At 54.8% G+C, this 12,301-nt stretch carries 13 protein-coding genes and 1 pseudogene; 5 read left to right on the top strand and 9 right to left on the bottom strand.

The window, feature by feature from the left end:
- Positions 1–103: 103 nt before the first annotated feature.
- Positions 104–424, bottom strand: a complete 321-nt coding sequence (locus ACR0CW_RS04650; protein WP_155151640.1) for a DUF6280 family protein — start codon at positions 422–424, stop codon at positions 104–106.
- Positions 425–642: 218 nt separating this feature from the next.
- On the opposite strand from ACR0CW_RS04650, the gene efp reads away from it, so the two are divergent.
- Complete coding sequence (gene efp / locus ACR0CW_RS04655; RefSeq protein WP_155151636.1) at positions 643–1,206, top strand: elongation factor P; 564 nt, start codon at positions 643–645, stop codon at positions 1,204–1,206.
- 60 nt (positions 1,207–1,266) lie between these two features.
- Here the strand turns inward: efp and ACR0CW_RS04660 are convergent, their stop codons facing one another.
- Together ACR0CW_RS04660 and ygfZ are read right to left on the bottom strand one after the other, a co-directional pair.
- Entirely contained in the window at positions 1,267–2,211 is a 945-nt protein-coding gene (locus ACR0CW_RS04660; RefSeq protein WP_480786981.1) for an ABC transporter transmembrane domain-containing protein, read from the bottom strand.
- Between the two features lie 113 nt (positions 2,212–2,324).
- Positions 2,325–3,062, bottom strand: coding sequence for a CAF17-like 4Fe-4S cluster assembly/insertion protein YgfZ (gene ygfZ / locus ACR0CW_RS04665; RefSeq protein ID WP_480786982.1), 738 nt, complete (start codon positions 3,060–3,062; stop codon positions 2,325–2,327).
- Positions 3,063–3,135: 73 nt separating this feature from the next.
- Here ygfZ and ACR0CW_RS04670 point away from each other — a divergent pair, with 73 nt between their 5' ends.
- Positions 3,136–3,810, top strand: a complete 675-nt coding sequence (locus tag ACR0CW_RS04670) for a TIGR04283 family arsenosugar biosynthesis glycosyltransferase (RefSeq protein ID WP_480786983.1) — start codon at positions 3,136–3,138, stop codon at positions 3,808–3,810.
- A 7-nt stretch (positions 3,811–3,817) separates the two neighbouring features.
- Here ACR0CW_RS04670 and ACR0CW_RS04675 read toward each other — a convergent pair.
- Positions 3,818–4,573: pseudogene (locus ACR0CW_RS04675) on the bottom strand (hypothetical protein); the annotation flags it as partial.
- A gap of 102 nt (positions 4,574–4,675) precedes the next feature.
- Between ACR0CW_RS04675 and ACR0CW_RS04680 the strand changes: the two are divergent.
- On the top strand, positions 4,676–5,446 hold the full coding sequence (locus tag ACR0CW_RS04680) for an alpha/beta hydrolase (protein WP_480786984.1): 771 nt from the start codon (positions 4,676–4,678) through the stop codon (positions 5,444–5,446).
- A 21-nt stretch (positions 5,447–5,467) separates the two neighbouring features.
- Here the strand turns inward: ACR0CW_RS04680 and ACR0CW_RS04685 are convergent, their stop codons facing one another.
- The 3 genes from ACR0CW_RS04685 to parE form a co-directional block, all read right to left on the bottom strand.
- A complete protein-coding gene (locus tag ACR0CW_RS04685) occupies positions 5,468–5,749 on the bottom strand; it encodes a hypothetical protein (RefSeq protein WP_480786985.1) in 282 nt (93 codons plus the stop codon).
- Positions 5,750–6,253: 504 nt separating this feature from the next.
- Positions 6,254–6,907: a hypothetical protein gene (locus ACR0CW_RS04690; RefSeq protein ID WP_480786986.1), complete on the bottom strand. Its 654-nt coding sequence runs from the start codon at positions 6,905–6,907 to the stop codon at positions 6,254–6,256.
- Positions 6,900–8,858 (bottom strand): DNA topoisomerase IV subunit B, encoded by a 1,959-nt coding sequence (gene parE, locus ACR0CW_RS04695; protein ID WP_480786987.1) that lies wholly within the window; start codon positions 8,856–8,858, stop codon positions 6,900–6,902. The genes ACR0CW_RS04690 and parE overlap by 8 nt, the downstream gene beginning before the upstream one ends.
- Before the next feature lie 160 nt (positions 8,859–9,018).
- Here parE and ACR0CW_RS04700 point away from each other — a divergent pair, with 160 nt between their 5' ends.
- Positions 9,019–9,627, top strand: coding sequence for a carboxymuconolactone decarboxylase family protein (locus ACR0CW_RS04700; RefSeq protein ID WP_480786988.1), 609 nt, complete (start codon positions 9,019–9,021; stop codon positions 9,625–9,627).
- Between the two features lie 10 nt (positions 9,628–9,637).
- On the opposite strand, the gene ACR0CW_RS04705 is transcribed toward ACR0CW_RS04700, so the two are convergent.
- The gene (locus tag ACR0CW_RS04705; protein WP_480786989.1) at positions 9,638–10,516 is read right to left on the bottom strand and encodes an alpha/beta fold hydrolase; all 879 of its coding nucleotides are present in this window, start codon (positions 10,514–10,516) and stop codon (positions 9,638–9,640) included.
- 134 nt (positions 10,517–10,650) lie between these two features.
- Between ACR0CW_RS04705 and ppk2 the strand changes: the two genes are divergently transcribed.
- The gene (gene ppk2, locus ACR0CW_RS04710; RefSeq protein ID WP_155151613.1) at positions 10,651–11,580 is read left to right on the top strand and encodes a polyphosphate kinase 2; all 930 of its coding nucleotides are present in this window, start codon (positions 10,651–10,653) and stop codon (positions 11,578–11,580) included.
- 4 nt (positions 11,581–11,584) lie between these two features.
- On the opposite strand, the gene ACR0CW_RS04715 is transcribed toward ppk2, so the two are convergent.
- On the bottom strand, positions 11,585–12,226 hold the full coding sequence (locus ACR0CW_RS04715; protein ID WP_480786990.1) for a TIGR02453 family protein: 642 nt from the start codon (positions 12,224–12,226) through the stop codon (positions 11,585–11,587).
- Positions 12,227–12,301 lie beyond the last annotated feature (75 nt).

Here is a 12,301-nt window from a genome sequence, read left to right on the forward strand (position 1 = left end):
ATGGCACGCAGGCATTCCAAAACCGACAATGCTGCAATCATCCGGGCATCAAAAAAGCGCGCCGCAACAGCGGGCGCGCCTTTTTGAAAAACAGAAACAGGCTTTAGGCTGCTTCTGCCTGCTGAGCGGCGTTGCGCCGTTCGCTTTCTTCGCGCGACAGGGCAACCGAAGTACGAACACCGCGACCAACGAATTCCATCAGACCACCTACAACACGTTCGTTGGGGTCGATGCCGGCACAGGTCAGTACCTCGCGGCCATCGCGCGAGCGAGCCCAGCGAGCAATTTGTTCAGGTCCATTGCCATACTTCTTGTCGTCGGCGATGGCGTCGTCGAGCGCGGCCAGTACGACAGCCGCAAAAAGTTTCCGGGCACGGTTGCCTTGTTCATTGTTAAAGGCGGTGCCGTCAACGAAATCTCTCATCTCGTTTTCCTTGTTGTTCTTGCTCTTGCATTTTCGGCGTGACGGTTCTTATGACCTATTAGATGCGATTCGGATACACTTAAAATGCATAGTTGCGTTGCGTCATTTGCATGGCTTGCTGCATGTGCAGCACTAGGTGTCGTCGTCTTGTCAGGTGTGGTCCCGCCAGATATAGGGACGTCAACTGACGCATCAACCGTTTGTGAAGGAATTATGTAATGCCCAAGATCAATGGGAACGAAATTCGCCCCGGCAATGTGCTTGAGCATAACGATGGGCTGTGGGCTGCGGTCAAGGTCGATCATGTTAAACCCGGCAAGGGTGGGGCCTTTGCTCAGGTCGAGCTGCGCAACCTGCGCAATGGCTCGAAACTGAACGAACGCTTCCGTTCTGCCGATAAGGTCGAGCGCGTGCGCCTCGAGCAGAAGGATCAGCAATTCCTTTATGAAAACGACGGAATGCTGGTCTTTATGGATGCCGAAACTTACGAACAGATTGAATTGCCAGCAGATTTGCTGGGTGAGCGTCGCCCGTTCCTTCAGGATGGCATGACCATTGTGGTCGAGTTTTATGAAAGCGAAGCGCTGAACGCGACCCTGCCACAGAAGGTGACCTGCAAGATCGTTGAAACTGAGCCAGTCGTAAAAGGCCAGACTGCTGCGAACTCGTTCAAACCCGCTCTGCTCGACAATGGCGTAAAGGTTATGGTTCCTCCGTTCATCGGTCAGGACGAGATGATCATCGTGAACACCGAAACCATGGAATATTCTGAACGCGCGTAACGTCGCGTTAAATACTATTGAGGAATTGGCCGTATCAGCAGTTGCTGAACGGCCTTTTTCTTATCTGTTCGGATTTGCGTTACGGTACCGTTCTCGGTCTGGCCCGAATAATTCCAGCAACAACTCATATTTTATGCGGTTGGCGCTGACTTGCCTGTAAAATGCAATCAGGAAAGAGGTCGGACCCTGAATGCGTGTTAAGCCGCTGGTTGCTGCTACAACGGTGCCCACATCTGTTTCTCCCTTCAACACCAGCCAACCGCCCAGCATCAGGACGCCCACAGTTCCGGCACCGTTAATCACGCTTAGAAGGAACTTTGCTGACAGCTTCCAGATGAACATCCGTCGCCGTGTTTCAAATATCTTATCAAACTGGGCGTAGACCTCTTTGGTGATCTCGTTGATCTGTTCTGTTGTCAGATGATCAGTGGCGCTGCGAAGAATGCGAACCCGCTCAGCCACAAAGATGTTCACTTTGCGTTGTGAAACCAGAACGATTATGATCTGAGGCACGATCATCGACAGGGCAATCAGCCCAAGCCCGGGCTGTGTGGATGATATGTAGCCTATCACGCTGATCAGCGTACCGACCTGAACAACAGGGTCCGCGAAAGCTCCGCCAGCAAATTTCCCAAGCTCTTCCGCCTCAGCCGAGATTGCAGTTGTCATGGTGCCTTTGCGCAGGTTCTCACCGGCTTTGTCGACATCAACTGTTCGAGCCAGCAACCGTTGCCGGATAAGGCGTATGATGTCTTCACCCAGCGTACCTGCGCGATAGCCCAGCACCCATTTCAGGGCGAGGCTTAGCATAATGACCGCCATCATCCCTGCACCAAGCAAAAGCAAGTAGTCAGGTTTGGGATCTTTGGCGGTCAGGTGATTGACGATGTCGCGCTGAAACTCGAGCGGAGCAGCAGCGAGCGCCGCAACCGCGAGTGATAGAACTATCAGTACAATTTGCCGCCCCGCGCTAACGCGCCAGATGGCCGAATATAGCTGCAACATGTATTTGCCCGGTCATACATCTGGTAGCAGTGTTAACCTGCTGGCAAGGATGGGCAATTGCACAATCGATTAGCGCGACAAAGACGTGCCGCAGCTGCAACAGGACTTAAACGTCAATCGTTTAGTCTGACGACCGCGTCTCCGGCTCGCATGTCGCCACTGGCGCGTCCGAACCTGAGATAGGCAATCGCTTTGCCACCGGATTGTGTGTACAGAACGCCGGCTGCTTTTCCATCGGATAGAATTTCAGTACCAACCGGGGCGCTACCTTCGATGGAAACCACACACAGGCCTTTGCGCAGCTCGGTCTTGTGCTTCATTCGGGCAGTCACCTCCTGTCCGACGTAACAGCCCTTTTTAAAGTCGACACCATTGAGTGCCTCAAATCCAGCTTCAAGGATATATGTGTCTGCTGTCAGCTCCACACCTGTCTCAGGAATACAGTGCGCCACCCGGATCGAATTCCAGTCCGTACCGTCGTCGCCCTCGGTCTGTGTTGTGTAATTCCGCCAGCCAAGATCCGGGTGGCGTGGGTCGGGCAGGGCGCCATCCGGTGCTGTCCCGGTTCCGCGTTGAACTTGGAGGTCTGTGTTTTCGATCGCTACATCTGCGCGCAGCTTGTACATAGTCAACCGTTTGGCTAGGCCATCAGCCAGATCGTCAGCAACATCCAGAAGCACCGAACTGCCATCACGCTTCAGAAAGAAGTCAGCAAGATACTTGCCCTGAGGCGTCAGTATTGCGGCATAGACCAGCCCGTTCTGTAGCCGGTCGATGTTGTTGGTGACCAGCCCTTGCAGAAAGCTGTCAACATCCTTGCCGGTCAGGCGCAAAATGCGGCGGGTGGGCATGGGCAGGTCCTCGTCAATTCCATCAGCCCCGTGATATAGGAGATCACGCCGCCATGACCAGAGGTTACAAGCCGTGTCCGCCCCGATCAGTATCGTAATTCCCACTCTGAACGCCGGAGAGACTCTTGTGCCGACGCTAGAGGCTTTGATGGAGGGGCTGCATGCCGGGCTGATCCGTGAGCTGGTTGTCACGGATGGTGGGTCGACAGACCAGACGCTGCAAATCGCTGAGGAGGCGGGCGCCAGAATTGTCTCGGGCGCACCTTCTCGTGGCGGGCAGTTACGCCGTGGGTGTGAGCAGGCGAAGGGTGACTGGCTGCTGGTTCTGCACGCAGACACGGTGTTGGGAACCGGGTGGAGCACCGAGGTTGAAACTCAGTTGCAGACAGAGCGACCAGCTACCTTTCGGTTGATGTTTCGTGCAAAAGGACTTGGCGCATGCTGGGTGGCCGGATGGGCCAATATCCGCACGCGCCTGTTTGGGCTGCCTTATGGTGATCAGGGGCTTCTGGTCCCACGCCAGACATATATCTCAGCGGGTGGTTTCCCGGATCAGCCATTGATGGAGGACGTTGCACTGATACGCGCACTACCGCGTGTCACGCTGCTATCCTCGCGCGCCTTCACGAGCGCGGAACGCTATATTCGTCAGGGCTGGGTTCGGCGAGGGGCTCGGAATCTGTGGACATTGACCCGGTATTTTCTGGGGGCGGATCCTGAACAGTTGGCTCAGGCGTATCGGCGATAAGGCTCGCGCGCAGCTCGACAACCGATTTCCCAAGACGGAATGGGGCAGCAAAGCTGACAAGACACAGCGCCACGATCTGCAATACCAGAATGTGCGCGTTATCCTGCAGATACTCCCATTCATCCTTCAGCTTGCCGACCTGCTCGACCAGATCATCATAGCTTTGTGCGAGGATAAGGTAGTCCCCGGCAATCGCGGGCACCTTGCGTCGCATATTGTCGATGGCTGCCTGTGTGGCCTCATCCAAGGATGTAAAAACCAGAAATTGTTCGATATCGAACGCATCCGCTGTGGCGGCCATGTCTCGCATGTCGTCCATTTCATCTTTGGCCTGACGTCCGAACAGGAAATGTAGCCCCTGCAGCGGAGCGACTTCGTTCGTCACGGCGATGAACAAAGGCAAATCAGCATTGCTTGCGGTTGAGGCTGACAGGAATTCGACCTTTTCACACAAGACCGCCGTATCAGGATCAAAGGCAGGATCGCAAAACCGCAACCTGAACCGTGCCGCATCGCGATCAAATGCCAGCGTCGCCGCATAGGCCACGTCGATCTGCCGGTCCAGACGCGAGCTGTCCGAGGTATAAAGCCCCGCCAGAACCGCCACCAGTGCACCAATACCGCCGAGCACGACCCAGACCAGATCGGCCAGCTTCCACGCCCTGTGGCCCGCTGGCTTGCGGAACAGGAACGCGGTTCCGATCAGCCCCAACAGAAAGAACAGGATCAGCAGCGGCAGTTGGTTATCGGTCACAAAACTCATGGGCTTGAGTTTAAGTGGTCCCAACCATCACGCAACAGCGATCACGCGCAGTTGTAACGTCTTACGGGATATTCATACTGCATGAAGCAGAGGGAGATTTTGATGACGAAAGAGATTGTACTGATCCACGGCGCCTTTGCAGGACCCTGGTGTATGAGGGATTACGCGACCTTCTTCCGCGATCGGGGCTGGACGGTGCATACGCCTGCTTTGCGTTATCATGGTGGGGATCCCAAAGCCGAACCTGATCCGGGCCTCACCGATACCAGCGTGATGGATTATGCCAATGACATTGCCGATTTTGTGCAAGGTCTGGACAGCAAGCCGGTCATTCTGGGCCACGCCATTGCAGGCGTTGTGGCGCAACAGGTCGCCTCACGCGGGTTGGCCAGTGCAATTGTTCTGATCAACCCCAACGCGCCGTGGGGGACATTACCGGAAACCGACGACGAGCGTGCCATCCCGCGCGCGCTGATGGAGGGTGGGGCGTTCTGGAAACAGCCGATGCGGGTCGAGTTCGACCTGATGGCCCCCTTCGCGCTGAACAAGATGCCCGAGGCGCAGCAGCATGCGGTGTTTGACCAGTTGGGGGCCGAAAGCGGGCGCGTGATGTTCGAGATGTTCTTTTGGATGTTCGACGACCACCACGCGATGAAGGTGGACATCGATAAGGTCGACTGCCCGGTGTTGATCGTCTCAGGCTCCGAGGACCGGGCTGTGAACCCTGATACCTGCGGGGCTTTGGCGAAGCTGTATGGCGACCGCGCGACCTTCATGCCCGTCGAAGATCACGCGCATTTCCTGTTCATGGAGCCCGGCTGGGAAAAACCCGCCGCGCAGATCGTGGATTGGCTGGAGGAAAAGGTGGGCTAGACCGCCCACCGACGCGCCGCCTTACTTGCTGACCTGAAAGGTGCTCTGAGGCTTCCAGTGCATGCCACCATCCTCACCGCGTACACAGCGCAGCAGGCGCTCCTCGCGTGTGGTGATGGTAGATGTGACGGTATTGTCACCGGTCACGAGGATGAAGGAGTCCAGTGAATAGGCCATGCCCTCGTAATAGCAGAACCGGGTCTCGGCACCGTCCGGAATAGGGGATGCTGTGCTGAGTGTCTGTTGTGCCAGCACCGGTGATGCCAGGGCTGATAGAGCCAGACCGAACCAAAGTTTCTTCATTTCTGTCCTCCCGTTGGAAATCTGAAGTCGTTCAAATGGTTTTGACGCTCGCGCCTCATACATCGTTCTTGGATGACGGGTTGGAGGTAAGTGTGATATAGTTCAAATGGTTAGGCAACGAAAACTATTTGAGAAATGTTGATCAACGCCGTGATCATGATGATTTTTTTCAATCTCGGGGTGTCTATAGGCTTCCTATTGTTGGCTGGCCTACGATTTCGAGCGACAGGTTTTTACTTTGTTGAGCCCGCGATGCTGAGCGTAGTGCTTAACATAACGAATGAACGGCAGAAGCGTGGAATGACTTGGGAAAGTCCGCTGTCTGTGGTGGAATATCTCCGACGAGTTTATCTTTGTGTCGCCGTGCTCGGGCCAATTTTGATTACTGCTCAGTTATTGCTGACCAATTTTACTCGTGTGTAAAGTTGGTGTTCATACGCATTTTCTAACGGCGGAATGTCAAAGTGATGGGGCAAGTACGCATCCTAGGCTTGGCTGGAAAGATTAAGAGTTTGCGTCCAAACAAGCTTTGAATCGCGTTGATTTCATTACGTGCTCAATTGGCACAGTGAATGAATCAACACGCGATAGACATTCCAAAATCGTCGCAGAGTTTTCGGTTTCTAATCGTTGCATTCCATCAATTGTCGGTTGAATTGGATGTTCGATTTTAGAAAGCTCTGGGCAATAGGGATTGCCAGCACAAAAACCTTCAATCAATTCATACTTAGCTTTGGAAAGAACTGATGAGTACAAACTAGCCCTAGAGCGATCGCCAGACTGCCAAAACACAGTGTGCAACTGGCGATCCGCATTGTCCGCCCAATAGTAGGCCGCGAGTTCGTCACGAGATTGAATCGCTTCAAGAAAGCGGTGCAGGAACGACACGCCGCTGTCCTCTGCAAAGGCTTTCAAAGCTTCCTCAGTAAATTCTCTTGGCGGTAGATCACCATTCTCCATCAAAAAAACAGAGATTGGGTGACATTCGGAAATCGCATCTACCTCGGATTCGTCTAGAAATGAGATATATTCTTCGCAACTTGGATAAGTTTCAAAAATGGAGTTGTCCGTCACTTGGCTCGAGACTGCTCCAGGTGTCGTCAAACATATTGAAGTTACAACAAAAACCTGCGTGCCCCAACGGCAGAGGTCAAACATCCAACTCCTCCACAAACCGCGCGTTTTCCTGAATGTACTGGAATCGCAGTTCGGGTTTTTTGCCCATTAGACGCTCGACAAGGTCACCGGTCTCACCGGGTTCGTCCTCGTCGATGGTGACCCGGATCAATTTCCTGGATTTGGGGTCCATTGTGGTCTCTTTCAGGTCCTTTGCGTCCATTTCGCCCAGACCCTTGAAGCGGGATACGTCGATCTTGCCTTTGCCGCCCAGACCTTTCTCAAGCCACTCGTCCCGCTCGGCCTCATCCAGGCAGTAGACTCGCTTGGCGCCTTGGGTCAGGCGGTAGAGGGGCGGGCAGGCGAGGTAGAGGTGGCCCGCGTCGATCATCGGGCGCATCTGGGTGAAGAAGAACGTCATCAGCAGAGAAGCGATATGCGCCCCGTCCACATCCGCGTCGGTCATGATGATGACTTTGTCATAGCGCAAATCGTCGACGTTGAACTTGGTGCCAAGGCCAACGCCCAGCGCTTGGGTCAGGTCGTTGATCTCAGCATTGGTGCCCAGTTTCGAACTGGCCGCGCCCAGTACGTTCAGAATCTTACCACGCAGGGGCAGCAGGGCCTGTGTCTTGCGGTCGCGACCCATTTTAGCAGAGCCGCCCGCCGAGTCGCCTTCGACGATGAATAATTCCGTGCCGTCGCGTGTTGAACTAGAACAGTCCACCAGCTTGCCGGGGAGACGAAGTTTTTTAGTGGCGGACTTGCGTTGTGTTTCCTTCTCGGCCCGTCGGCGCAGGCGTTCCTCAGCCCGCAGGATGAGGAAGTCCAGAATCGCTCCGGCGGATTTCGTGTCCGCGGCCAGCCAGTTATCGAAATGGTCGCGGACCGAATTCTCGACCAGCCGCTGTGCCTCGACCGTGGCCAGACGGTCTTTGGTCTGGCCTACGAACTCCGGTTCACTGATGAAACACGAGACCAGCGCACAGCCGCCGGTCATCAGGTCATCGCGGGTGATCTGTGTGGCCTTCTTGTTGTTGATCAACTCGCCATAGGCTTTGATCCCTTTGAGAACCGCAGCCCAGAAGCCCGCGACATGCGTGCCGCCTTCGGGGGTGGGGACGGTGTTACAGTAGGATTGAATGAACCCGTCGCGCGAAGGCGTCCAGTTGATCGCCCATTCAACCTTGCCGGGAGTGTTGAACTTTTCCTGAAAATCCACGGTTCCGGCAAAAGGCTGCTCGGCATAGGTGGAGGAGCCGTTCATCGTCTCCTTCAGGTAATCCGACAAGCCGCCGGGGAAGTGGAACGTCGCCTCAGTCGGCGTTTCGCCGTCGTCGATGTGGGATTTCCAGCGGATTTCGACGCCCGAGAACAGGTACGCTTTGGAACGGATGGATTTGAACAGCCGTGCCGGTTTGAAGCGGTGATGGCCAAAGATCTCCTCATCCGCGTGGAAAGTCACCATGGTGCCCCGCCGGTTTGGGGCAGCGCCCACCTTTTCGACAGGACCCAGAGGGATACCGCGTGAGAACCGTTGTTCGAACAGTTGCTTGTCGCGAGCCACCTGGACGACCATAGAATCTGACAGGGCGTTGACAACGGACGCACCCACGCCGTGCAGACCACCTGAGGTCTGATACGCTTTGCCTGAGAATTTTCCCCCTGCGTGTAGGGTACAAAGGATCACCTCAAGCGCCGATTTGTCCGGAAACTTTGGGTGTGGATCGATTGGAATGCCGCGCCCGTTGTCACGCACGGTCAGGGCATAGTCTGCGTGCAGTTCGACCTCGATCCGGTTGGCATGGCCGGCGACCGCTTCGTCCATCGAGTTATCGAGGATCTCGGCGACCATGTGGTGCAGCGCACGCTCATCCGTGCCGCCAATATACATACCGGGGCGTTTGCGGACCGGTTCCAGACCTTCAAGCACCTCGATTGAAGAGGCGTCATATGTAGCGGTGGCGCTGGGCGTCAACAGGTCGTCGGGCATGGGTGCTGCTCTTGTTTTTAGGTTTCCCCCATTATGGCAGGTGATGTGTGTCGGGGGAAGGGGGACGCGAGGTGTTGTGGAAAAACTATACTGACAGCTCGGGTTGCATATTGCCCCGGGTTGCGATCATCTGACCGCCGGAGAGGGAGGGACAGGAAAAATGAGCTGGATCAGGACTGTACCGTTCGAAGAGGCGACGGGTAAACTGAAGAAACTGTACGAACGGGTGACCGGCCCTGACAACAATGTGGACAACATCATGATGGCGCACTCGCTGCGGCCGCATTCGATGGAAGGACACATGGCGCTGTATAAGAACGTTCTTCATCATTCAGGCAACAAGGTTCCCAAGTGGTTTCTGGAAACGCTTGGGGTCTGGGTCAGTTCACTGAATAGCTGCGCTTACTGTGTCGAACATCATTTTCAGGGGTTGCAGCGGTTGTTGGGTGATGAAGCCAGGGGCAATGCAATCCGTGCGGCGATTGAGGCGCGGAACCCGGGCTCTGCTCCGTTGGATGGGGCGCAGATCGCAGCGATGCAGTATGCCCAAAAGTTGACGGAAACTCCTGCCGGAATTGTCGAGGAGGACATTGTAGCGCTTCGGGATGCAGGTTGGGATGATGGTGAGATTCTGGAGATTAACCAGGTCTGCGCCTATTTTTCTTATGCAAACCGAACAGTTCTGGGTTTGGGCTGTTCGACCCAAGGAGACGTGCTGGGCTTGTCACCAAACAATTCAGAGAACCCAGATGACTGGGGGCATAGCTGATCTTCTGCAATCAGCGTGCATTAAGCCAATCCAGTATGGATTTCGCGACAATCTCGGGTTTTTGGTGGAGAAGCCAGTGATCCGCATTCGGAAGTGAAACACGCGTCAGATCGGCTGCAAATTCTTCGAGCCCTTCAGTCGACTCTGGCAGCAGTGCCTTGTCGTCTTCACCCCAGATCAGCAGATGAGGGCAGGTGACCTTGAGCCGATCAACCGGTAGTTCGGGCAAATCCGTGAGCGGGTTTCCCGGCTCTGCCACCAGAAGGGGTGAGGCGCGATACCAGTTCAGCATCGCCTCCAGACGTCCGGGACGTGCCCACTCAACCCGATACTCCTCCATTCGTTCGTCGGATAGCCAATCAAGGCCCATCCCATAACGAAAGAACCGTTCCAGTTTGGCGAAGTTGTCGGCCGACAAATACTCAGCGGCATCGGGTGCCCTGAGTTGGTTGATGTACTGCGATGCGCTGGATTGTGCGCCTCCTGCTGCCATCGCGCGCTGGAACGGTACAGGATGGACACCATTCGCAATGATCAGGTGGCTGACCAAATCTGGCCGGAACATCGCCAGCCCGTAAGCGACTGAAGCGCCCCAGTCGTGTCCCATCACCATGACTGGAGCATCGATAGTCTCGATCAGAGCGACCATGTCTGACACAAGCCGTGAAAGGGCATAGTTTTCGACACCTTTGGGTACCCAGCTTTGCCCATAGCCGCGCTGATCTGGTGCTATGCAGTGAAAATGCGAAGCAAGATATGAGGCAAGATCACCCCAGGCGCCGCCAAACTCGGGAAAACCGTGGAGCATGAGCAAGGCAGGATTGTCTGCCTGCCCCCAGCTTCTGATGTAAAAAGGCTGATCGTTCAGTTGTATCGTGCTGGTTTCCATCCCGACGCCCTTTCAGGTGAGATCTCAGAGGCATTGGTTACACTTAAAGTCATCTATTTGACCCCAATCAAAGCGCGATTGGATCGAAACTGCTAGCCCCTTGCTCAGAACAATGAAACCGAGGAGACAAGTGAATGGAAGCAGTGGCCCAGACCAACCAAGAACCAACCCCAATCAAAGTTGTACCGAGCGCTCAAACCGATGTTGCCGTACCCAGCCCGGAGAAAATCCGTCAGGCGTTTGAAAGCGGCAAGTACCCTTATGGTAAGAAAATGGCGCGCTCGGTCTATGAAGAACAGAAGGCGCAGTTGCAGGCCGAACTTCTAAAAGTTCAGCTATGGGCGCAGGAGACGGGGCAGCGGTTCGTTCTGTTGTTTGAAGGGCGTGATGCTGCGGGTAAGGGTGGAACGATCAAACGTTTCATGGAGCATTTGAACCCACGTCAGGCGAGAGTTGTAGCGCTGAACAAGCCAACCTGGGAAGAAAAAGGTCAGTGGTACTATCAGCGGTACATTCAGGAACTGCCCACAGTTGGGGAAATGGTGTTCTACGACCGCTCCTGGTACAATCGTGCCGGTGTCGAGCGGGTGATGGGGTTCTGTTCGCCGAACGAGTATCTTGAGTTCATGCGTCAGACGCCCGAGTTGGAGCGGATGCTCGTTCGGTCAGGCATTCAGCTTTACAAATATTGGTTCTCGGTCACACAAACTGAGCAGCAGCGACGTTTTAAAAGCCGCGAGACCGATCCGCTGAAACAGTGGAAGCTTTCACCGATCGACAAAGCCAGCCTGAACAAATGGGACGATTACACCGAGGCGAAAGAGGCGATGTTCTTCTATACAGACACTGCCGATGCGCCCTGGACCATCGTGAAATCGAATGACAAGAAACGCGCGCGCCTGAACTGTATGCGCCACTTCCTTTCTACATTGGACTACCCTGATAAGGATCACAGGATTGTCGGAGAACCGGATCCATTGATTGTCGGGCAAGCGCACCATGTGATTCAGCGTTCCGAGCACATTCTGGGCACAACGCTTCATCCTGAAACACAGGGCAACTGAGCCGTCAGATATCCGTCTGCAACATCTCCAGAAACCCTTCGAGGGATTGATAGGTGTTCGTCAATGCGGTGAGCGGTTTCGTAATGTCACCCTCTGGCAGGTCTCGCCAAAGGGTGACTGATTTGCACCGCAACAAATCACCATGTGGATGATCCTTTTCAAACGGGGCCGGAACGCGTTTAAGTTCCGGCTCAGACCGTTTAAATCCTTGATTGGCAAGGTCGGTTAGCACAGTTGCCAGCTTGGCGCCGGTTGTGCCGCCCACGGCATCTCGCCAAGTTGTGAGACCAGATTTATCAAACCCCATCGCACCGCCGCCGATTCGTGTGTAGCTGGGTGAGATCCCGAAGAAGAAACCAACTTGCAGTGATGATTTGATAGGGAGCCACCACGCCATATGCAGATGTGTGTGGTAAGGCGTCTTATCCTTGGAAAACCGCACATCTCTTTGGGGGCGGAACAATTTGGTGCCGGTGCATCCACTGATCTGTTGTGAGAACACATCCAGCAAACCCAGCGCAGGACCTTTCAGATCAGCTTCATAGCGGGACTTGTGATCAGTGAACCAATCCCGAGTGTTTTTGGCAGCCAGTTCACCGAGAAAGACGTGGGTGTCTGAAATGAGGTTGGCAAACGGTTCGGACATGGATGGCTCCTGCAACTCGTTCCAGTCTATCACCGGTGTCTCAATTTGAAATTTCTTTAATCCGCTCTTGCCCCA

The organism is Ruegeria sp. CH6 (genome assembly GCF_056537005.1).